Source organism: Trebonia kvetii, from assembly GCF_007827045.1.
GTDB classification, from domain to species: domain Bacteria; phylum Actinomycetota; class Actinomycetes; order Streptosporangiales; family Streptosporangiaceae; genus Trebonia; species Trebonia kvetii.
Genome location: NZ_RPFW01000012.1, coordinates 122892 through 144351, shown reverse-complemented (window position 1 = coordinate 144351; position 21460 = coordinate 122892). Strand labels below are relative to the sequence as shown.

General features: G+C 69.9%; 16 protein-coding genes. 8 read left to right on the top strand and 8 right to left on the bottom strand.

Features of this window, described 5'->3' with window-relative positions; translation table 11 throughout:
- Positions 1-60: 60 nt before the first annotated feature.
- Both EAS64_RS41450 and serS read right to left on the bottom strand, forming a co-directional pair.
- Positions 61-1353, bottom strand: a complete 1293-nt coding sequence (locus EAS64_RS41450; protein ID WP_246116131.1) for a hypothetical protein — start codon at positions 1351-1353, stop codon at positions 61-63.
- A 67-nt stretch (positions 1354-1420) separates the two neighbouring features.
- Positions 1421-2683, bottom strand: a complete 1263-nt coding sequence (serS, locus tag EAS64_RS41445; protein ID WP_145862198.1) for a serine--tRNA ligase — start codon at positions 2681-2683, stop codon at positions 1421-1423.
- 66 nt (positions 2684-2749) lie between these two features.
- On the opposite strand from serS, the gene EAS64_RS41440 reads away from it, so the two are divergent.
- Positions 2750-3196: a hypothetical protein gene (locus EAS64_RS41440; RefSeq protein WP_145862197.1), complete on the top strand. Its 447-nt coding sequence runs from the start codon at positions 2750-2752 to the stop codon at positions 3194-3196.
- Here the strand turns inward: EAS64_RS41440 and EAS64_RS41435 are convergent.
- A complete protein-coding gene (locus tag EAS64_RS41435) occupies positions 3183-3986 on the bottom strand; it encodes a TetR/AcrR family transcriptional regulator (RefSeq protein WP_246116130.1) in 804 nt (267 codons plus the stop codon). The two genes, EAS64_RS41440 and EAS64_RS41435, sit on opposite strands and share 14 nt — an antisense overlap.
- A gap of 170 nt (positions 3987-4156) precedes the next feature.
- On the opposite strand from EAS64_RS41435, the gene EAS64_RS41430 reads away from it, so the two are divergent.
- Entirely contained in the window at positions 4157-6412 is a 2256-nt protein-coding gene (locus EAS64_RS41430; protein WP_145862232.1) for an MMPL family transporter, read from the top strand.
- 124 nt (positions 6413-6536) lie between these two features.
- Here the strand turns inward: EAS64_RS41430 and EAS64_RS41425 are convergent, their stop codons facing one another.
- A complete protein-coding gene (locus EAS64_RS41425; protein WP_145862196.1) occupies positions 6537-8003 on the bottom strand; it encodes a DUF4389 domain-containing protein in 1467 nt (488 codons plus the stop codon).
- A 193-nt stretch (positions 8004-8196) separates the two neighbouring features.
- Between EAS64_RS41425 and EAS64_RS41420 the strand changes: the two genes are divergently transcribed.
- Entirely contained in the window at positions 8197-8502 is a 306-nt protein-coding gene (locus EAS64_RS41420) for a rhodanese-like domain-containing protein (protein ID WP_145862231.1), read from the top strand.
- A gap of 13 nt (positions 8503-8515) precedes the next feature.
- On the opposite strand, the gene EAS64_RS41415 is transcribed toward EAS64_RS41420, so the two are convergent.
- Complete coding sequence (locus EAS64_RS41415) at positions 8516-10654, bottom strand: RecQ family ATP-dependent DNA helicase (protein ID WP_145862195.1); 2139 nt, start codon at positions 10652-10654, stop codon at positions 8516-8518.
- Positions 10655-10677: 23 nt separating this feature from the next.
- Between EAS64_RS41415 and folB the strand changes: the two genes are divergently transcribed.
- Positions 10678-11046: a dihydroneopterin aldolase gene (folB, locus tag EAS64_RS41410; RefSeq protein ID WP_145862194.1), complete on the top strand. Its 369-nt coding sequence runs from the start codon at positions 10678-10680 to the stop codon at positions 11044-11046.
- Positions 11047-11146: 100 nt separating this feature from the next.
- Positions 11147-13561 carry an endopeptidase La gene (gene lon / locus EAS64_RS41405; protein ID WP_145862193.1) on the top strand — a complete coding sequence of 805 codons (2415 nt, stop codon included), beginning with the start codon at positions 11147-11149 and terminating at the stop codon, positions 13559-13561.
- A 111-nt stretch (positions 13562-13672) separates the two neighbouring features.
- Here lon and EAS64_RS41400 read toward each other — a convergent pair whose 3' ends face one another.
- From EAS64_RS41400 to EAS64_RS41390, 3 genes are all read right to left on the bottom strand, one after another.
- A complete protein-coding gene (locus EAS64_RS41400) occupies positions 13673-15871 on the bottom strand; it encodes a putative Ig domain-containing protein (RefSeq protein WP_145862192.1) in 2199 nt (732 codons plus the stop codon).
- An 85-nt stretch (positions 15872-15956) separates the two neighbouring features.
- Positions 15957-18218, bottom strand: coding sequence for a putative Ig domain-containing protein (locus tag EAS64_RS41395; protein ID WP_145862191.1), 2262 nt, complete (start codon positions 18216-18218; stop codon positions 15957-15959).
- Between the two features lie 136 nt (positions 18219-18354).
- Positions 18355-18771, bottom strand: coding sequence for a Fur family transcriptional regulator (locus EAS64_RS41390; protein ID WP_222850007.1), 417 nt, complete (start codon positions 18769-18771; stop codon positions 18355-18357).
- Positions 18772-18845: 74 nt separating this feature from the next.
- Between EAS64_RS41390 and EAS64_RS41385 the strand changes: the two genes are divergently transcribed.
- Genes EAS64_RS41385 through EAS64_RS41375 form a run of 3 tightly spaced genes read left to right on the top strand, consistent with a single transcriptional unit; the run spans position 18846 to position 21460 of the window.
- Complete coding sequence (locus EAS64_RS41385) at positions 18846-19757, top strand: metal ABC transporter solute-binding protein, Zn/Mn family (protein WP_145862189.1); 912 nt, start codon at positions 18846-18848, stop codon at positions 19755-19757.
- A complete protein-coding gene (locus tag EAS64_RS41380) occupies positions 19750-20529 on the top strand; it encodes a metal ABC transporter ATP-binding protein (RefSeq protein WP_145862188.1) in 780 nt (259 codons plus the stop codon). The genes EAS64_RS41385 and EAS64_RS41380 overlap by 8 nt, the downstream gene beginning before the upstream one ends.
- A 1-nt stretch (position 20530) precedes the next feature.
- A complete protein-coding gene (locus EAS64_RS41375) occupies positions 20531-21460 on the top strand; it encodes a metal ABC transporter permease (protein WP_145862187.1) in 930 nt (309 codons plus the stop codon).

The window sequence follows — 21460 nt, the reverse complement described above, 5'->3', positions numbered from 1 at the left end:
GCGACCCAGGCAGCACCACCGCAGCCGTGCAGAAAAGCACGGCCGGCCGCCGCCTGCTGCTCAGCTCGTCCAGGCGCGTCGCATGGCCTCGGGGAGTCCCCACCAGCCGAGCGGTGTCAGCCTGTCATCCTCATCGATCGCGCCGAGAACCGACCACATCGCGGTGACGTGCAGGAACAGTCCCTCGATGCTGAGCTCGTCGAAGTCGTCATCGTCCGCGAGTTCGTCATCGAAGTCCGGGTCGCCGTACTCCGCATCCTCGTCGTCTTCGACGTCCTCGTCGCCTGCGTCGCGCGCCACCTCGAGGCCGATGACCTCGTCGGGGTCGAAGTCCCTGACGTACCTGGCCAGGTCGGCCGCCGAGGCAGGGGTTCCGGGGCCGCCGGTTACCAGGGAAGACATGACCGCGAGCCAGTCGAAGTGGTCGAGTGCGCAAACCGCGGCGATCGCCGCGGACAGTTCGTCGGGTTCGTCGTCTTCGGCATGCCCGTTGACGTCGGCGCCGAAGTCGAGATCCTCGTCCTCGGCCCATTCCATGGCCCTGGCGAACTCTCTGTCCTCCTCGGACAGCGGGTCGCCCTGCGGTGAGGCGACCGAGGTGGCCAGGGTCAGCCACAGCTCATCGTCTTCCGCGGGCAGCGCGTCCGCGGTCCGCCCGCTGAAGGAAACAAGCATCTGGCCGGGCCAGCCCGGCCGCGCGATGTCATTGCGCAGCCTGCGCGCCGCGGTCCGCAGCTCGGCGACGGGAACCGGGCGGTCGCCCACCCGGTCGAGCACGGACTGGAGCGCGGCCCGAGCTTCGGCGTCGGCCGCCGCCCAGTCGGCGAGGAAGGCCTCGTCCTGCTCGTCGAGCAGCACCGTCATCGGTACCCGGCCGTCGGGCAGCGGCGTGGTCATCCATTGCTCCTGAAGCGTCACGTACGCCTGGCGTGCCGCCTCGTCGCCCGTGGCCAGCCGGTCGGGGTCGATCTCCCCGGCGGTAAGCCGCTCCTCGAGGAAGCCGACCAGGCGGGCGTGCATCTCCTCCTGGAGCGGGCTGCGCGCCGACGGCTCCTCCCACACGTGCAGCCCGATGATCCCCGTCGGCTCGGTACCCGTGGCCTCGAGCCACCCGTGCACATCACCGAAGGTCGCGTCGTGCTCGGCGATCTTGTGCAGGATCGCCTCCGCCGACTGCCAGAACGGCGCGGACAACGGGTTGCCCGCGGCGAGCAGGCCGCGCCTGATCACCGGCAGCGAGGCGAGCGCGTCCTCGGACGGAACGCTCAGCAGCGCGATCGCGACGTCGCGCCGCCGCAGTGCGGCGACGGGGCGGTGGGCCATCTCGGCGACGCGGTCAGCTTGGAGTTCCACGCCTCGCAGCGTACGACGCTCGCGTCCCACGGTGCACGGACCTCCCGGTCTTCCTAGTGCGGGCGTACTACAGCTCGGTCCGGCCGCCGAGGTACGGCTGAAGCACCTGCGGCACCCGGACCTTGCGGTCTTCCGTCTGGTAATTCTCCACCACCGCCGCGAGCAGCCGGGGCGTCGCGATCGCGGTGTTGTTCAGCGTGTACGCGAACTTCACCGTCCCGTCGGTGTCGCGGTACCGGATGCTCGCCCGCCGCGCCTGCCAGTCGTGCAGCGAGGAGCAGCTGTGCGTCTCGCGGAACCGGCCGAGCGACGGGAACCACGTGTTCACGTCGTTCATCCGGTACTTGCCCGCACCCATGTCGCCCGTCGCGCACTCGACGACCTCGTAGTGCAGTCCCAGGCCTTGGAGCAGGTGCTCGGCCGCGCCGAGCAGCTCCGCGTGCCAGCGGTCCGACTCCTCGTCGTCCGCCGCGCAGATGATGAACTGCTCGACCTTCTCGAACTGGTGCACCCGGAGCAGGCCGCGGACGTCGCGGCCCGCGCTGCCCGCCTCGCGGCGGAAGCAGGGCGAGATGCCCGCGTACCGGATCGGCAGTGCCTTGGCGTCGAGGATCTCACCGGAATGCAGGCCGACGAGCGCGACCTCCGCGGTACCCGCGAGGTACAGGTCATCGGCGGGCAGCGCGTAGGTTTCCTCGCGGTGCGAGGGGAACTGCCCCGTGCCGACCAGGGCGTCCTCCCTGACCATCACCGGGACGGAGATCACCGTCGAGCCACTCGAGACCAGGTAGTCGAGGGCGTAAGAGAGCAGCGCACGCTCGAGCAGCACCATGTCCCCGGTGAGCGCATAGGCGCGCTCACCCGCGACCTTCCTCGCCCTGGCGAACTCCGCCCACCCCCGGCTCTCCAGCAGGTCGACGTGGTCCCTGACCTCGAAGTCGAAGACGGGCTTGTCTCCCCAGACCTTGATCGTCACGTTCGCCGAGTCGTCGGCGCCGACCGGCGCGCCCTGCCACGGAATGGTCGGCGTGAGCAGCAGCAGCGCCTGGAGGTCCTGGTTGACCTTGAGAAGCCGGTCGCGGACCTCCTTCAGGTGGAGATCCTGCTCGTCGTGCTCGACCTTGAGCCTGGTCCGCGTCGCCTCGTCGGCCCTGGCGAACTCCTTGGCGAACGCCTTGGCCCTGGTCTGAGCCGCGTCGAGCTCGCGCTGAAGCTCCCGGCTGGACTGGTCAAGGCTGAGCAGTTCGTCCACGTCGAGGTCGATGCCCTTAACCCGGACGGCGTCCTTCACAGCCTCCGGGTTGTCCCTGATGAATCGTCTGTCCAGCATGGTGGAAACGCTACCAGGCGTGGCGGGTCACGTGCTGAGGACGCCGAACCGGGTTAGGTTAAAGGCATGCTGGTGACCAATCACGTGCTGTCCGGTGCGGTGATCGGCGCAGCGACACGCCGCCCCGTTTCCGCTTTCGCCCTCGGGGTCGTCTCGCACTTCGTCCTCGACGCGGTGCCGCACTGGGGGAAATGGCGGGCGCATGACCAGTTCATGCGGGTGGCGGTGGTGGACGGACTGACCGGCCTCGCGGTCATGGGTGCCATGGCAGCGATCGCGCCCGGCGACACGCGTGTTGCCGTGCTCGCGGGCATGGCGGGCGCGGCGCTACCCGACATCGGGAAACCGTCCGTCGAGTTTTTCGGACGCTCGCCGTTTCCGCGCCGCGTGGACGAGTTCCACAGGCGGATTCAGCAGGAGGCGCCGCACCGCTTTCCCCAGGAGGCGGCGACGGGCGTTGTCCTCCTGGCCGCCACGATCACGCTGCTCCGCGCTCGCGTCAGGCGCCGGTGACGGGGTAATCAAGCCCCACCAGGCGGGCCAGGTCGGCCAGCGTGAATTCGAACATCGGGGCCGGGTCGTCGAGCGCGAACCCTAGGTGGCCGAAGACCTCCATCGAGACCGCGCCGTAGAGAAGCACCCAGCAGCGCAGGAACACCAGGACCGCGCCGTCTGGCACGTCCGTGCCCAGGGCGGCGCGGAACCGGCCGAGCTGCGCGCGCAGCGCCTTGTCGATCGCCCCCGGAGCAGGAACAGGAAAGTGAGTGAAGCTCCACAGCTCGATGAACAGGCCGTAGAACGTCCCGGCGAACTCCATGGCGCACTCCTGGGCGACGTCAAACCTGCCGTCGTCGAACCCCGGCAGCGGAACGCCGAACAGCAGCGTGAACTCGTCCTTGTGGCTTAGGCCCCAGCGGCGGAATTCGCGGCACGCAGCCACCAGCTTCAGCGCGAGGTGCCGCTGGATCTCGTCAGGCGCGGCCTCGCCGCGGGCGAAGGCCACGCCGCCGGAACTCAGCCCGACTTCGTCGATCGCGCGGTGGATGTCGCGGGAGAGCTCGGTGAACATCGTCGCGATCACGTGCCTGAGCAGTTCCTCTCGGCTGCTGTAGTACCGGTAGAGCCCGGGCGCGGTCATCCCCATCTCGCGGGCAATGGCCCGCAGCGACGCCGCCTCCGGTCCCTGCTCCACGAGCAGCCGGCGGGCCGTCGCCGTGATCTCCTCCATCGTCGCCGCGCGCAACCTGTCCCGGCGAGTTGGCGGAGCCGGTGAGGCGGGTGAGTCGGGTACTGCCTGCGTCACGCGTAACCTCCTGACTCTGTTTTACCTGTCCCCGGCAGTCGGCGGAAGAACTTTTGGCGAACACTCTTGACGCTAGTAAACGGTGTATGCAAAGTTAGCAATGTAATCAGTTTACGGTGTTCACTCGAATAACCGGCGTGGGACGAACCCATCATGGCCCGGGAGGCGTGATGTTCGAAGCATGGGGACGGCGGATATACCGGGCGCGACGGCTGACGCTTGTCGCCTGCCTGCTCTTCGTGATCGCCGCTGGCGTCTGGGGAACCGGAGTCTTCGGCAAGCTCACCTCGGGAAACACCTTCACGCCGCCGGGCAGCCAGAGCAGCGTGGAATCGGCCCGCGCCGACAGCGTGTTCGGCCGTGACGGCGCGGACGTGGTGGTGCTGTTCCGCAGCGCCACCCGGACCGTCGCCGATCCCGCCTACCGCCGGGCGGTGACGGCCTACCTGGCCGCCCTCCCTGGCAGCCAGGTCACCGGGTCCGTCACCTACTGGACGAGCGGCCAGCGGGACCTGGTCTCGGCCGACCGCCACTCGACCTACGCCGCCCTGCGCCTCGCGGGCGGCACCGACCAGCAGCGCGAGGCCACCTACAAGTCGATCAAGGCGGACTTCGCCACTCGGGCGGGCGACGGCATCACGGCCCAAACCGGCGGCGGCGTTCCTGCCGAGGTCGCGATCAACAGCGAGGTCAGCGCCAACATCGCGCGAGCCGAGGCCATCTCGTTCCCCGTGCTGCTCATCCTGCTCGTCATCATCTTCGGCAGTGTCGTCGCGGCCATCACGCCGCTCGCCATCGGCGGCCTGGCGATCCTCGGCTCGTTCACAGTGCTCCGGCTGCTCACCATGACCACCACGGTCGCCGTCTACTCGGTGAACATCACCACGATCCTGGGGCTGGGCCTTGGCATCGACTACGGCCTGTTCATCGTGAACAGGTTCCGCGAGGAACTGCGCCGTCAGCCCACGGTGGATGCCGCGGTGGCGCGGACGGTGGCCACGGCTGGCCGCACGGTCCTCGTCTCCGGGGTTACGGTGGCACTCGCGCTGAGCAGCCTGATGCTGTTCCAGCCGGTCTTCCTGCGCTCCATGGGTTACGGCGGTGTCGCCACCGTCGCGGTCGACGTCATCGCCGCGCTTACCGTGCTGCCCGCGATGCTCGGCGTCCTCGGGCACCGGGTCAACGCCCTCGCCGTCAGGAAGAGCGTCCGGGCCGACGTGCCGCGGTCAGCCGAGACGACGGGCGGCTGGTACCGCCTCGCGCACCGCGTCATGCGCCGTCCGGTCGCCGTCGCCGCGGTGATCGTGATCGCCCTGCTCGCGCTGGGCACGCCGTTCCTGCGCGCCTCCTGGGGCGGCACGGACGCGCGAGTGCTGCCGGCCGGCAATACCGTCAGGCAGGTACAGGAGACGCTGAGCAGCGAGTTCCCCGCCAACTCGACGAATCCGATCGAGGCCGTGGTCAGCGGCGTCGCCAGCCCGGCCGCACTGGCCGGCTACACGAGCAGGATCGACGCGATCCCCGGTGTCACCGGCACCCGGGTCACCGGGCAGCAGGGTACGGATGTCAGGCTCGCTATCGGCTACCGGCCGCTGCCCGACTCTCCGCAGGCCAGGCAGATCGTGACCGAGGTCCGCGCCATCGCGCCGCCAGCGCACGCCACGGTGCTGGTCGGCGGCGAGACCGCGATGCTCGTCGACGAACTGTCCAGCCTCGGCGGCACGCTGCCGTGGATGGCGCTGCTCACCGCGGCCGCCACGTTCGTGCTGCTGTTCCTCGCCTTCGGTTCGGTTGTTCTGCCGGTCAAGGCAATCGTGATGAACATCCTGTCGCTGTCCGCGACGTTCGGCGTGATCGTCTGGGTGTTTCAGTGGGGGCACCTGTCCGGCCTGCTCTCGTTCACCGCGACAGGGACGATCGACCCGACGATGCCGATCCTGCTGCTCGTCATCGTCTTCGGGCTGTCCATGGACTACGAGGTGTTCCTGCTGTCGCGCATCAGGGAGCGCTATGACGAGACCGGCGACAATGCGGACGCCGTGGCCGTGGGCCTGCAGCGGACCGGCGGGCTGATCACCAGCCTCGCGCTGCTCCTGGTCATCGTGGTCGGCCTGTTCTCCGCCTCCGGCGTCATGTTCCTGAAACTGCTCGGCGTCGGCATGATCGTCGCGCTCATCGTGGACGCGACCGTCGTCCGCGTCCTGCTCGTGCCCGCGACAATGCGCCTGCTTGGCCAGGCCAACTGGTGGGCGCCTGCTCCGCTGCGCCGCCTCTATGCCCGCTACGGCATCGCCGAGACCGAGCCTGAGCCGCGGCGCCAGGCGAGCACCACGGCCACGCCCACGGCGACGCTGAGCGCCAGGCCAGCCGTCACCTCCGCGTACACGGCCGGGGCGAAGGACGACCAGGACAGCACGCCGAAATGATCGGCGAGCCACCGCGCCGCCGGCTCGAGGACGAGCGGCAGGGTGGCGAGCAGCGCGGTGCGGGAGCTGGTGAGCCTCATCGGCGGCCGCCTCCTCGTGGAACCGCAGCTTCCGGCCCAGCTTCTCAGTACGTTCGGAGCTTGTCGACCAGCGCCTGGTAGTCCTGGTTGAACGCGTTCAGCTGCTGCTGCAGCCCGGTGCTCGCGAACGTCTCCTCGTACCCGGCCGTGGTCGTGGACTTGCTCAGCCGGGTGAAGTCGTGCGACAGCGTCCTGGCGTCCGCGATGAGTCTGTCCTGGTCAGCGGCGGCGCCGCGCGGCACCAGCGGGTCGTACATCTGGTCAGCGAACGTGTTGAAGCCACGGGAGGCCTTGGCGTCCTGCTTGGTCACGCAGGTGAGGTTGTGCTCGCAGTCCGTGGTGGCACTCTCCCAGGAGGTCATGGTGCGGTTCAGGGCCGAGTACGACGTGCTGAGCTGGCCGCGGTCGATGCTTCCCCGGATGGAGTCCAAGCCGTGGAAGCCGTGTAGGCCGTTCGTGATGTTGACAACGTTGAGTGCTGTCTGGCCGACCATGAACAGCGCCCCGATCACGATGAACGCGGTGACCCAGCGCCGTGCGCCCGACGTCAGCCGCAGCAGCCAGGTGGCCGGCTGGAAGGCGGGGCGGCCATATCCCGGGGTGCCATAGCCATAACCGGGAACTCCATACCCGGGAACTCCATACCCGGGAACTCCGTACCCGGGAACTCCGTAGCCGGGAGCTTCGTAGCCCGGAGCCCCGTACCCGGGCGTGCCCCAGCCGCCCGGCTGGCTGCCGGCAGGCGTGTCGAAGACTGGCCCCGGCGTTCCGTAGGGCGATGCCGGCGCACCGTACACCGATTCCTGGGTACCGTAGCCCGGGCTTGGCGGGGCGGAGTCCGGCGCGTCCGGCGGCGCGTCCGCCCAAGTCGCTGTCGCCTGGCCGTCGCCGTAGAGGCCGCCGGGGTAGGCGGGGGTCAGCAGCAGCCAGCCGTAGCCGTAGAACCGTGCCTGGTACCGCACCACCGCCAGGTACGCGACGTGCAGCGATCGGGGCAGCCTGCCGGTGATGAGGGTGATCAGCCACGCGACGAACCCGATCGGCGTGATGGCATTGCCGATCAGCGTGGCCAGGAACCAGGCGGGAATGACGAGGATGCACCGGAAGAACACGGCACCCCGGTTCAACCGCTGCGGCGCCGGGATCGCGACACGGACCGGGTAGCCGGGGTCGTCGTCGAACGAGAACGGCGGCCAGGCGTCGGTGAGCAGGCACAGGTAGCTGTAGAACCGGGTCATCCAGCGCAGGTAGCCGCTTTGGTACGTGACGGCGAACTCGGGCAGCCGCCCGGTGAACAGCGCGCCCCACCAGCCGACGAAGGCGATGACCATCGCGGCGATGGACAGCGCCTCCAGCACGATCATGTGCGGCACGGCGAGGATGAGGCGCAGCAGCACCGTCCACCTGCGCTGCGGCGCCGGGTCTGCCGCCGCCACAAGGATGGGCGGCGGCGCGACCGCGTACTGAGGCTCGGCGCCGGGATAGGGCTGGTACGACGGGAACGCGGTCACGTTGGATCCTCAATCAAGTGATTGGGGTGAGAGGGGGACCACGATCCTAGCGGGGGGCTGTTGCCGGGCGGAAGAGCGGTACGCTAGCTCGCACAATATGCCAATGCTGCGATGGTGCTACGCTGCCAGGTTCTGCTCCCCTGCGGCAAGGAGAACGAACGTGTTCCACTCCGACGATGACAATCCCTCGGTCATGTCGACAGACCTGCCGGCCGGCTCGTACCTCCTCGATGTGCGTGAGGACGACGAGTGGGCGGCCGGGCACGCCCCGGAGGCCGTGCACATCCCTGTCGGCGCGCTCGCCGAGCGCGCCGCGGAGATTCCGCAAGACCGCGAGGTGTTCGTGATCTGCCGGTCGGGCGCGCGCTCGGCCTACGCCACCCAGGCCCTCGCGGGTGCCGGGTGGAAGACGGTCAACGTGGCCGACGGCATGACCGGCTGGGCCGTCGCGGGCCGTCCCATGATCAGCGAGACCGGCTCAGAGCCGTACGTCGCCTGATCGGCGGCCGAGCTCAGCCGGTAGTCGCCGCCAGCGCCAGGGGGAGCACGGCGGTGGCGCCGGCGTCGCGCAGCAGGGCCGCGGCGACGGTCATGGTCCAGCCGGTGTCGATCTGGTCGTCGACGAGCAGGACCGGGCCGTCCCCGGCGGCCGCGATCGCGGCGTGCAGTTCTGGCGGCACCGTCAGGGCCCGCCACACGGTGCTCAGCCGCTGCGCGCTGTTGTGCCGCCGCGGGCCAGGGCCGTCGGGCGTGGCGTAGCCGAGCGAGCCGAGGTACCCTAGCCTGCCGATGGCGGCGATCCTTTCGCCGAGGCTGGAGACGAGCACGGGCCGCGACCGGGACGGCAGCGTCACCACGGAGGCTGGCCGCCGCGCCCAGTCCCACGCCGCGAGCACCTGCACCATGGCGTCGGTGAGCTGCGCAGTGACCGGCTCGTCAGGTGCGCCGTCGGCGAACAGGGCGCGCAGCGTGCCGCCCCAGCCGACGTCGGTGAGCCGGCCGAGCGCCCGGCCGGGCTCGGCCACCCGCGCGGCCGGAATCTTGCCCGACGCGTCGTCGATGCCGAGATCGCGCATCCCCGTCGGCCACATCTTCCGCGGTTCCACCGTCACGCCGGGGCGGAGCAGCCGCTGCCTGGCGGCCTCCGCTCCGTCCTGCGGCACCTCGGACTGCCACGGGCGGCCGGTGCAGTTGTCGCAGCGGCCGCAGGGCCCGGCCTCTGGGTCGTCAAGCTCGCGGCGCAGGAACTCCATCCGGCACCCGTCCGTCGCCTGGTAGGCGAGCATGGCCTGCTGCTCGCGGCTGCGCTCGCGGGCCACCCGCTCGTAGCGCTCGCCGTCGTAGGCCCAGGGCATGCCGGTGGCGGCCCAGCCGCCCGTGGTGCGGGTCACCGCGCCGTCCACGTCGAGCACCTTAAGCATCGACTCGAGCCGCCCGCGCGACAGGTCGACGTGCGTCTCGAGCGCGGCGGTCGACAGCGGCCGCCCGGCCTCCGCCAGCGACTGCAGCGTGGCGCGGACCTGTCGCTCCGGCGGGAAGGCGAGCGAGGCGAAGTAGGCCCAGATGTCGCGGTCCTCCCGGCCGGGCAGCAGCACCACGTCGGCGCGCTCCACGCCACGGCCCGCGCGGCCGATCTGCTGGTAATAGGCGACAGGCGACTGCGGCGCGCCGAGGTGCACGACGAAGCCGAGATCCGGCTTGTCGAAGCCCATGCCGAGCGCGCTGGTCGCGACCAGGGCCTTGACCCGGTTGGCGAGCAGGTCCTCCTCGGCCGCGAGCCGCTGCGCCTGGTCGTCCTTGCCGCTGTAGGCGGTTACCTCGATGCCCTGCTCGCGCAGGAAGGCAGCGGTCTCGTAGGCGGCGGCGACCGTGAGCGTGTAGATGATCCCGGAGCCGGCCAGCGCGCCGCCGCGCAGGTTAGCCGCCAGCCAGGCCAGCCGCATGGCCGCGGTGGGCAGTGAGACCACGGCGAGCCGGAGCGAGTCACGGTCGAGCGACCCCCTCAGCACGAGCACATCGCTCTCGCCGGTGGACATCTGCTCCGCTACGTCAAGCGTGACCCGCGAGTTCGCCGTCGCGGTGGTGGCGAGCACTGGAATCCCGGCCGGCAGGGTGTCAAGCAGCGTCTTGATCCGCCGGTAGTCGGGCCGGAAGTCGTGGCCCCAGTCGGAGATGCAGTGCGCCTCGTCGATCACGATGAGGCCAGCTGTTCCTGTCAGTCGCGGCAGCACGTTGTCACGGAATCCCGGGTTGTTCAGCCGCTCCGGGCTGACGAGCAGGACGTCCACCGCACCCTCGCGGATCTCGGCGTGTATCTGCTCCCAGTCCTCCAGGTTCGCCGAGTTGATGGTGCGCGCGTGGATGCCGGCCCGCACCGCGGCGTCGACCTGGTTGCGCATCAGCGCGAGCAGCGGCGAGACGATGACGGTCGGCCCGGCGCCGTCGGCGCGCAGCAGTGCGGTCGCGACGAAGTACACCGCCGACTTGCCCCAGCCGGTGCGCTGCACCACCAGCGCGCGCCGCTTCTCGGCGACCAGGGCGCGAATCGCCGTCCACTGGTCGTCACGCAGCCGCGCCCCGTCGCCCGCGAGCGCCCGCAGGTGCCCCTCAGCCGCCGCACGTAGGTCAGAGCCGGAGTCGGAATCAGTCATGGGTCCACAACTACCATCGAAGGGTGACGGACACAGTATCGATCAGGGACCTGCGGGTCTCCACGGTCATCGGGGTATACGACTGGGAACGCGAGATCGAGCAGGCGCTGATCTTCTCGGTGGACATGTCAGCCGACGTGGCCAAGGCGGCCGCCAGGGACGACATCACGGACACGCTCGACTACTCGGCGGTGGCCCAGGCGATCAAGACGGTGGTGATCGAGGGCAGGTTCCAGCTCATCGAGACGGCCGCGGAACGGGTCGCCGAGCGGCTCATCGCCGACTACGGCGTGGACTGGGTGCGCGTCGAGGTGGTCAAGCCGATCCCGAGCGAGGGCTACACGGCCGCGATCGCCATCGAACGCCCCGTCCGCAGGGCGAAGCTGGTGTAAACGAGCGCAAATCCTGATCGCTGTGAGCGGACAGCTGCCGGGGAACAACACCGGGCTCCAGAAGATTGAGTGTAGTTGACTCAACCTTTAGGAGGGACTGATGAGCGAAAGGCTCACGCTGCCGGTGCTGCCAATCGATGACGATGTGGTGCTGCCGGGCATGGTCGTCCCCATCGAGCTCACAGACAACGAGGTCCGCGGCGCGATCGACGCGGCTAGGAATAGCAAGGAATTCGGACGCGGACCCGGAATCCGTTCCGAGGAGAAGTCCCAGGTCCTCATCGTCCCGAGGATCGGTGACCGGGGTCTCGCGGGCACCGGCACGCTCGCCGTCATCGAGCAGGTCGGCCGGCTGCCAGGCGGTGAGCCTGGCGCGGTGCTGCGCGCGCTCTCGCGGGTGAAGATCGGCCAGGGCACGACCGGAACCGGCGCCGCGCTGTGGGTCGAGGGCACCCTCATCGAGGAGACCGGCCAGGGGCCGAAGGCCACCGAGTTGGCCAAGGAGTACAAGTCCCTGGTCATCGCGACGCTGCAGAAGCGCGGCGCGTGGCAGGTCGTGGACATGATCCAGCAGCTCGACGACCCGTCGATGATCGCGGACCGTGCCGGGTACTCCAGCTACCTGACCGCCACGCAGAAGCTGCAGCTGCTTGAGACCGCCGACATCGCGGAGCGGCTCGAGACGGCGATCCGCTGGGCCAAGGACCACCTGGCCGAGCTGGACGTCGCCGAGTCCATCCGCAAGGACGTGGCCGAGGGCATGGAGAAGCAGCAGAAGGAATTCCTGCTTCGCCAGCAGCTCGCCGCGGTCCGCAAGGAGCTCAACGAGCTGTCGGGCGACGGCAAGGGCACCGAAGAGGACGACTACCGGACCAGGGTCGAAGAGGCCGACCTCCCGGAGGCGGTCAAGACGGCCGCGCTGCGCGAGGTCGACAAGCTCGAGCGGACCTCTGACCAGTCGCCGGAAGTCGGCTGGATCCGCACTTGGCTCGACACCATCCTCGACATCCCCTGGAACGAGCGGACCGAGGACGCCTACGACATCGCGGGCGCGCGGCAGATACTCGACGAGGACCACACCGGCCTTGACGACGTGAAGGACCGGATCATCGAGTACCTGGCGGTGCGCAAGCGGCGCCAGGACCGCGGCCTCGGCGTTATCGGCGGCCGGCGATCCGGCGCCGTGCTCGCGCTGGTCGGCCCGCCCGGCGTCGGCAAGACGTCGCTCGGCGAGTCGGTCGCCCGCGCGATGGACCGCAAGTTCGTGCGGGTCGCGCTCGGCGGCGTGCGGGACGAGGCGGAGATCCGCGGTCACCGGCGCACCTACGTTGGCGCGCTGCCCGGCCGGATCGTCCGCGCCATCCGCGAGGCGGGCACGATGAACCCGGTCGTGCTGCTCGACGAGGTGGACAAGATCGGCAGTGACTTCCGCGGCGACCCCGCGGCGGCGCTGCTCGAGGTGCTCGACCCGGCGCAGAACCACACCTTCAGGGACCACTACCTGGAGGTCGACCTTGACCTGTCCGACGTGGTCTTCCTGGCCACGGCGAACGTGCTCGACTCGATCCCCAGCCCGCTGCTCGACCGCATGGAGCTGGTCCAGCTCGACGGTTACACCGAGGACGAGAAGGTCGCGATCGCCCGTGACCACCTGCTGCCGAGGCAGCTGTCGAAGGCGGGCATCAACGCCGACGAGGTGAGTGTCGAGGACGACGCGCTGCGGCTCATCGCGGCCGAGTACACCCGCGAGGCGGGCGTCAGGTCGCTGGAGCGGGCGATCGCCCGGGTGCTGCGCAAGGTCGCGGCCAAGGAGGCCCTGGAGGAAGGCACGCTGCCGATCACGGTCAGCCCTGCCAACCTGAAGGACTACCTCGGCCGTCCCCGGTTCACCCCGGAGACGAAGCTGACGTCGAGCGACCGCCGCACGGCGGTGCCCGGCGTGGCGACCGGCCTCGCGGTGACCGGCGCGGGCGGCGACGTGCTCTACATCGAGGCGTCCCTGGCGGACGCGGAGACGGGTGCGTCAGGCGTCACGCTCACCGGCCAGCTCGGCGACGTGATGAAGGAGTCGGCGCAGATCGCGCTGTCCTACCTGCGCTCGCACGGCGCGGAGCTGGAGATCCAGGTCACCGGCATGAAGGACCGCGGCGTGCACGTCCACGTGCCGGCCGGCGCGGTCCCGAAGGACGGGCCGTCCGCGGGCGTCACCATGACGACCGCGCTCGCGTCCCTGCTCACCGGCCGCCCGGTCCGCTCCGACGTGGCGATGACCGGCGAGGTCTCCCTCACCGGCCGGGTGCTGCCGATCGGCGGGGTGAAGCAGAAGCTGCTCGCCGCGCACCGCGCGGGGATCACCACCGTGCTGATCCCGCAGCGCAACGAGCCGGACCTAGACGACGTGCCCGCGGAGGTGCTCGCGAAGCTCGACGTCCACCCGGTGAGCGACGTGCGCGAGGTGCTGAACCTGGCGCTCGAGCCCGCCTCGGTCGCCGCGACGGCAATGACCGCCGCGTAAGGCGGGCGCAAGGCAAACGGCAGTCGACGGAAGCGGCGGCCGGTCCGAATTAGGGCCGGCCGCCGCTTCCGTTTTTGCTGATCCCGAACGGGTTCGTGGCTCCGCCTCTGGCTACCAGACGTCCCACAGGTCGCGCGGGTCGCCGGGGGTGCAGGCCGCGGTGACGAGCTGGGACGTGTCGGCGGCGGTCATGCTCGGGATGGCGACGCAGACGCCGTCGATCGTGACCCAGCTGCCGAGGCCGCCCCGGTGCACGAGGATCACCTTCTGTCCCTTGTCACCGTTGGCGCAAGACCACAGGACGATCTTGACGCCTGGCGTGCCGAGCTTGCCCGGGTCGGTGATGCACTTGTTGCCGAACATCCGCACCGTGAAATCCGGCTTTACCGTCCACGACTGTGATGCCGTGCCGTTGCAGCCGAACATGTCGATCACGTTGCCGTTCCCGCCGCCGCTGTGCAGGTCGTCCGCGCACTTGCTGGCCCGCGCCGAGCGCAGTTGCGCGCCGGGCACCAGCCATACCTGTGCGCCGGTGACCCGGCACGCGACCATCGTCGGGCGGTACCCGTTCGCCGTGCTGCCGCCCGCGTCACCGAGGCACAGCCCGGACGCCGGGTTGACCAGCTCGCCCGCGGTGCCCACGGTCCAGGTCTTGCGGGACGCCCCGCCGGAGCAGTGCCACATGCGCACGCCCTGTCCCAGGTACGCGACGCTGCCCTCGATGTCCAGGCAGGCGCCCCTGGCGCGGATGGTGCCGTCGGTGGCCAGCGTCCACTGCTGCGCCGAGCCGGGCTGGCAGGTCCACAGGGCCGCCTTGTTCGCCAGGTCGTCGAGGCACCGGCCGCCGAGGTCGAGCCGGATCTGGCCGGTGGGGCCGCCGCCCGACGCGGGCTTGACCGCCAGGTCGAACGTCATCGACTGGCTGTCGCCAAGCGAGCCGGCCGCGGTCACCGTCGCCGGATAGGTTCCCGGCTTGGTCACCCAGCCGAAGATCGTCGCCGGATGCGCCTCGAAGGTCAGGCCTGGCGGCAGGCCGTGCACGGACAGCGTCACGCTGTCATGCGGGACGGCGTCGGCGTAGCCGATCGGCAGGGTCAGCGCGACGCCCGCCGTGACCGGCACCGTGCCCAGGTGCGCGATGCTGATCGCGTCGCCGACCGTCCAGGTCACGGAGGCGGTGCCGGACGAGCCGGTGCCGTCGATGGCGGCGACCGTGACCGCGGCCTGGCCGGTCTTGGCAGGCGTGCCGGAGATGACCCCGGTCGCCGGGTCGATCGCCAGGCCGGCCGGCAGCCCGGACGCGGCGTAGCTGAGCTTCTGCGCCGCGTCGGAGTCCGTCGCCTTGACCGCTACGCTCACCGGGATGCCAGCCCAGGACCGCTCGGTGGCCGGCGTGTGCACCGTGACCAGGTTCCCGATCGTCCAGCTGATCGGCGCGGAGCCGGCCGCGCCGGTGCCGTCCTTCGCGGTGACGGTGACGGCGTAATGCGCCGCCTTTCCTGTGGGGATTCCCGCGATGATGCCCGTCTTGGCGTTGATCGCCAGGCCGGGCGGCAGGCCGGCGGCGCTGTAGCTGAAGGTTTGCCCAGACGCCGAATCGGTCGCGGTGACCTTGACCGGCGCGATCGCCACGGAGACAGTGGACTGCTCGGTGCCCGGAGCGGAGACCGCGACCAGGTCCCCGACCTTCCAGGTGAACGAGACCTTCGCCGAGGAGGAGGTCTTGTCTGTCACCTTGACCGTGACCGCGTACGTGCCGTTGAGAGTCGGCTCGCCAGTGATGATCCCGCTCGCGGCGCCGATCACGAGCCCCGCGGGCAGTCCTGAGGCCGTCCAGGTCAGCGTGGTCGCCTTGTCGTCGTCCGCGGCGGCCACGGCGACGGAGACCGGGTTGCCGACGGTGGTGACCTGTGTGCCCGGGTTGCCGACGACGATCGTGTTCTTCGCCGTCCAGGTGAAGGACGCGGACCCCGCCGCATTGGTCGCGTCGGTGACGGTGACCTTGACGGTCCCAGTGGATGCCTTCGTGACGGTCCCGGAGATGAGGCCGGTGGTCTTGCCGATGGTCAGCCCGGCGGGCAGGGCCGCCGCGCTGTAGCTCAGCGCGGACTTGGCCGGGTCGGTCGCCTTAATCTGCAGGCTGACCTTGGCCGACAGCGGATTGGTTGTCTGCGTGCCAGGGTTGGTGACGGTGATCTTGTTAGCCGCGACGGCGGGCACCGCAAGCGCGGTGAGCGCGGATCCGACGGCGAGGACGCCGACGGCGACCGCGAGGATCCGGGTCGCCGCCGTGCGCCTGGCTATGTTCATGAGGGTCCCTCAGGAGGATGTGCATTTACCGGCCTCCTGAAGAGCGTCCGGGACGGGCATTCCGTTTCCGTCCCACGTCATCGGGTTACCAGATGTGCCACAGGTCCAGCGGGTTGGACGCGCTGCACTTGGTGGTGACGAGCTGGGTCATGTCGCTGGCGGTGAGCTTCGGCATGGCCAGGCACACGCTGCCCACCTTGAGCTCGACGCCGAGGCCGCCGGCCCGGATCACGGACCACAGCTGGCTCGCGTTGCCAGTCGCGCAGCGATACAGCGCGATCTTGGTCCCGTGCTGGGTCAGGCAGTCGGCAGGGTACTGGCCGCCCCTGATCATGCCGTTCGTGGCGAAGGACCAGGACTGCGCGATGGTGTTGTTGCAGGTGAACTTGTCCACGATGGCGCCGTTGCTGCCGACGCTGTGCAGGTCGTCGACGCAGCCGCCGAGCGGGGTCAGGATCTGGTGCGCGGGCATCGTCCACTGCTCGGCGGACTTGGCGCTGCAGCCGCCCATCACTGGCGCCACCCCGTTGCGCCTGCTCGCGCCGGGGTCAGTGAGGCAGAGACCGGAGGCCGGGCTGAGCAGCTCACCCTTGGAGCCCACGGTCCACTGCTGGCGCGGGCCGGCGTTGCAGGACTGCAGTTGGGCCGCCTTGTCCTGGTAGCCGCTGGTACCCGAGACGTTCAGGCACCGGCCGTTGATCCGGATCGTGCCGTCGGCGGCGAACTTCCACTTTTCTGTGCTGCCCGAGACGCAGTTGGTGATCTGCACCCGGGCGCCGTTGGCCGTGTTGTTGCCCGGGTCTTGGAGGCACTTGCCGTCAAGGGCCAGGCGGATCTGGCCGGCCGCGCCCGTGGCGGGAGTGCCCGTCACGTGCAGCGGGATGGCGACCGAGTCGCTGGTGCCGAGTGATCCCTTCTCGTGGAGTTGGATGGTGTACTTGCCCGGCTTCGTCGGCCATCCGTAGAGCATGAAGGGCGAGGTGCTCAGGTGCACGCCCGCGGGCAGTGTGGCGGAAAACTTCTGCTTGTCGCCCTTTACCGCGTCGGTGTCCTTGAGCGCCAGGCCGAAGCCGAGGCCCGCGGGGTGGGTGGCCGTCTTCCAGTTGGGCGCGATGATGGCCAGCGTGACCGGCGCCTTCACCGTGAAGGTGATCGTCGCGAACCCGGAGGAGCCGGTGCTGTCGGTGGCGGTGACGGTCGTCTTCACCGTCTGAACCTTGCCGGGCCTGCCGCTGATGGTGCCGGTCGCCGTGTTGAACGTCAGGCCCTTGGGAAGCCCGGTGGCCGACCAGGTCAGCGAGGCTTGCTCGGCCGCGACGGCATCTGTCGCGCTGAGCTTCACCGAGGTCGCGACGCCGACATAGGCGGTCTTTGCCGCGGGCGCGCCGCTAATGGTGATCTTGTTCTCCGCGCCGACGGTCCAGTTGATCACGCCGGTGCCGATCGACCCGATGCCGTCGGCCGCCATGATGTGCACGACGAACGTGCCCGACTTGGTCGGCTTACCGGAGATCACCCCCGTCGTGTGTGCGATCGCGAGGCCGGTCGGCAGGTCGGGCGAGGACCAGGTCAGGATCTGCGAGGGCGTGGTGTCGGTCGCGGTCGCCGTGATCGGCGTGATGGCGCCACCGAACGGGGACTGTTCGGTGGCCGGCACGGTCACCGTGACCACGTTGAGTACCTTCCAGGTGAACTTGGCGGTCCCCGTCCCGCCCTCAGCGTCGTTCACCGTGATCGTCACGGGATAGGTGCCCGCCGTGGCCGGCGTGCCGCTGATGGCGCCGCTGGCCGGGTCGATTGCCAGACCGGGCGGAAGCGTGCCGCCGTCGCCGAAAGTGAGCGTGGCCGCCGTGTCGTTGTCGGCCGCGGTGATCGTGGGCAGCGGCGCGCCGAGCGGCAAGCCGATGGTGCTTGTCTCCGCGGTGGGACCGGTCACGGTGACCTTGTTGGCCGCCTTCAGCGTGAACGTGACCGGTGCTGAGGTCGCCGTTCCGTCCGTGGCGGTGACCGTGACGGTGCCGGTGTAGGCCGCCGTGACGGTGCCGGTGATGTTGACGGTCGCGTTGCCCGCGGCCGTGGGCTGTGCGGCGATCCCGACTCCCGCGGGCAGCGCGGGAACGCCCGTCGCGGTGAAGGTCAGCTTCTGCGTCGTATCGGTCTCGGTGGCCGACAGGCCAATGGTGACTGCGGTGTCGAGGGGGGTCGTCGTGGCAGGGGGGACGGTCACCGTGATCACGTTGCCGGCGGCGCTCGCCATCGTCGCCGGTATGGTCGCGGCAGCGAGTGCGGCGCCGGCGAGCACGATGCCCGCGGCTGCGCCTAGAGCCCAGCCACGGCCGGCCCTCATCGATTTGCGCATGTATGTCCCCAGTTGTCGACGCAAGCGAACAAAGTAAAACAGATCAGACGAGCGGCATCGTCATATAACTACAGATGCGCCAGACCCCGATCGGGTTTACTGGGAAAATAGCCCTAGTTCTGCGTCATGCCGCCGGGGAGTGCTCGGGGCAGAGGCCGACGAGTTCGAAGGTGTGGTCGACGGCCGTGAACCCGGCCTCCGCCGCCACCTTCTCCGCCCACTGCTCGACGACCCGTCCCTCGACCTCCACGCTGCGGCCGCACTCGCGGCACCGCAGGTGGTGGTGGTGGCTGGTGGAGGCGCACTGGCGGTAAAGCGCCTCGCCGGACGGGTCGATGATCTTGTCGATCGCGCGCTGCTCGCTCAGCACCTCCAGGTGCCGGTAGACCGTGGTCAGGCCGACGGTCTCGCCCTGACGGAGCAGCTCGGCGTAGATCTCCTTCGCGCTGCGGAAGCCGGACATGGCGGCAAGCGCGGCCGCGACGGCCGACGACTGCCTGGTGCCCCGCACCCGGGTGCCGCGCGGTTGATCCGATGTCACACCTTGCAAAGTTAGCCGGCCTTCCCGCGGAGATCCATTTGTTAATGATAACCGTTTCTATTATCGTTAGCGTCATGAAGCGTCCGGTGGGCATCTTGCTGCTCGCGATCGTGGCCGCGGTCATCGCCACGGCCGCCGCGGCATGGCCGAGCGGCGCGACCGGCGCACCCGGCGGCGGCAAGATCGTCGCGGTCGGCGCGCAGAGCCAGTACGCCGACGTGATCGCCCAGGTAGGCGGCAAGTACGTCCAGGCCAGCGCCATCATGTCCAACCCGAATACCGACCCGCACAGCTTCGAGGCGTCCATCGCGATCGCCAGGGAGGTCGGCGACGCGCGGCTCGTCGTGCAGAACGGCCTCGGCTACGACTCGTTCATGGACTCGATAGAGTCCGCGACGCCGAGCAGCGGCCGCACGGTGATCAGCGTGCAGCGGCTGCTGAAGCTGCCGGACTCCACGCCCAACCCGCACCTGTGGTACGACCCGGCCACGATGCCGAAGGTGGCCGTCGCGGTCGCCGCGAGCCTGTCCGTCATCCAGCCGGCGCACGCCGCCTACTTCAAGGCCAACGCCGCGGCCTTCACGGCCAGCATGAAGCGGGTCGACGCCGCGATCGCGAGTTTCAGGTCCGCCCACTCCGGCGTGCCCGTCGCCGTCTCTGAGCCAGTCGCCGACTACCTGCTGACCGCGCTCGGGGCGGACAACAAGACGCCGTGGACCTTCCAGTCAGACGTCATGAACGGCGTCGATCCCTCGCCGCAGAACGTGGCCGCCCAGCGGTCCCTGTTCACCGAGCGCAAGGTCCGGGTGTTCCTCTACAACCAGCAGGTTACGGACGCCCTGACCGGGTCATTCATTACGCTTGCGCGGCAAAACCACATCCCGGTCGTCGGCGTGAACGAGACCATGCCCGCGCCGGGATACGACTACCAGACCTGGATGCTGAGCGTGGTGCGGGACCTCCGGCTGGCGGTGGCGCATGGCTGAATCCGGTTACCCCGATGTGCTCGCGCTCGACGGCGTCGGCGTGCGGCTCGGCGGCCGCCAGGTGCTCTGCGACGTGACCTTCTCGCTCGGCAAGGGCGAGTTCACCGGCATCATTGGGCAGAACGGCGCGGGCAAGACCACCCTGCTCCGGGTGATACTCGGCCTGCTCGAGCCGTCGGGCGGGCGTGTGCTCATCGACGGCGAGCCGCTCGGCGGCAAGAACAAGGCGAGCATCGGCTACGTGCCGCAGAAGCTGGTCATCGACCCGGACATGCCGCTGCGCGCCCGCGACGTGGTCTCGCTCGGCCTCGACGGCTACAAGCTCGGCTTCGGGTTCCCGTCGCGGCAGCGGCGTGAGCTCGTCGAGCGGGCGCTGGCCGACGTCGGCGCGGCGGGCTACGCCGACGCACGGGTCGGCGAGCTGTCCGGCGGCGAGCAGCAGCGGGTGCTGATCGCGCACGCGCTCATCTCCCGGCCGAAGCTGCTGCTGCTCGATGAGCCGCTCGCCAACCTCGACCTGCGTAGCGAGCAGGAGATCGTCGCGGTGCTCGGCAAGCTGGCACGCGAGCACGAGATCTCGGTGCTGCTCTCCGCGCACGATATGAACCCGCTGCTCGGCGTCATGGACAAGATCGTCTACATCGCCGGCGGCCGTGCCGCGTCCGGCGCCACCCACGAGGTGGTCACCAGCGAGGGCCTCACCGCGCTCTACGGCCACCCGGTGGAGGTGGTCCGGGTGCACGGCCGGATCCTCGTCGTAGCAGGCGACTAGGGTGCATTTCCTCTTCGAGCCAGGACTGCTGAGCAGCGGCCCGGTCAGGACCGCCCTCCTGGTCGGCGCCGTCGTCGCCATCACGTCCGGTGTCATCGGCGTGTTCACCGTGCTGCGCGGGCAGTCGTTCGCCGGGCACTCGCTTGCCGACGTGGCAACCACCGGGGGGTCTGGCGCGTTCCTCATCGGCATCAACCAGTTCTGGGGCTTCCTTGCCGCGGGCATCACCGCCGCGGCGCTGATGGAGGCCATCGGCGTGCAACGCCGCCGTGGCCGCGACGTCGCGACCGGCGTGGTGCTCGGCGCGGCTCTTGGCCTCGCCGCGCTCTTCCTCTACCTGGGTACGCTGCGGACCGCGACCACGGGCGCGTCGTTCACCGTGCTGTTCGGATCCATCTTCGTGATCAGCCCGGATACGGTTCCCGCGCTGATCGGGTCCGGCGCCGTCGCGCTCGTCACGGTCGCCGTCCTGTCCCGGGTGCTGCTGCTCACCTCCGTCTCGCCGGACCTGGCGCGGGCCCGCGGCGTCAACGTCCGGCTCGTCGGCATGGTGTACCTCGCGGCGCTGGCGGTCTCCGTGTCGCTGGCGGCGGTGGCGATCGGCGCGGTGCTGTCGACCGCGCTGCTGATCGGCCCGCCCGCGACCGCGCTGCGGCTGACCAAGACCCCGGGCCGGGCCATGGTGGTCTCGGCGCTGACCGGCCTCGCCGCGACCTGGCTGAGCATCGTCCTCGCCTACGACTCCTACTACTGGCCGCCGCACGGCCACGGCTGGCCGGTGTCCTTCTTCGTGGTGGTCCTCGTGCTGCTTGGCTACCTGCTCAGCTACCTGCGGCCAAGGCAGCGGTGGATACCGCGCTCGCCGCACGAGGAAGCCGAGTGCGGCCCGACGGTCGGCGGCCCGGAGACAACGGTGAGCGCTCGTGTTTAG

Excerpts from the sequence above, each read along its gene's own strand:
- EAS64_RS41380 (WP_145862188.1), top strand. The coding sequence starts at position 19,750 with ATGGCTGAATCCGGTTACCCCGATGTGCTCGCGCTCGACGGCGTCGGC.
- EAS64_RS41420 (WP_145862231.1), top strand. The coding sequence starts at position 8,197 with ATGTCGACAGACCTGCCGGCCGGCTCGTACCTCCTCGATGTGCGTGAG.
- EAS64_RS41400 (WP_145862192.1), bottom strand. The coding sequence starts at position 15,871 with ATGAACATAGCCAGGCGCACGGCGGCGACCCGGATCCTCGCGGTCGCC.
- EAS64_RS41415 (WP_145862195.1), bottom strand. The coding sequence starts at position 10,654 with ATGACTGATTCCGACTCCGGCTCTGACCTACGTGCGGCGGCTGAGGGG.
- lon (WP_145862193.1), top strand. The coding sequence starts at position 11,147 with ATGAGCGAAAGGCTCACGCTGCCGGTGCTGCCAATCGATGACGATGTG.
- EAS64_RS41395 (WP_145862191.1), bottom strand. The coding sequence starts at position 18,218 with ATGAGGGCCGGCCGTGGCTGGGCTCTAGGCGCAGCCGCGGGCATCGTG.
- EAS64_RS41385 (WP_145862189.1), top strand. The coding sequence starts at position 18,846 with ATGAAGCGTCCGGTGGGCATCTTGCTGCTCGCGATCGTGGCCGCGGTC.
- serS (WP_145862198.1), bottom strand. The coding sequence starts at position 2,683 with ATGCTGGACAGACGATTCATCAGGGACAACCCGGAGGCTGTGAAGGAC.
- EAS64_RS41430 (WP_145862232.1), top strand. The coding sequence starts at position 4,157 with ATGTTCGAAGCATGGGGACGGCGGATATACCGGGCGCGACGGCTGACG.
- EAS64_RS41440 (WP_145862197.1), top strand. The coding sequence starts at position 2,750 with ATGCTGGTGACCAATCACGTGCTGTCCGGTGCGGTGATCGGCGCAGCG.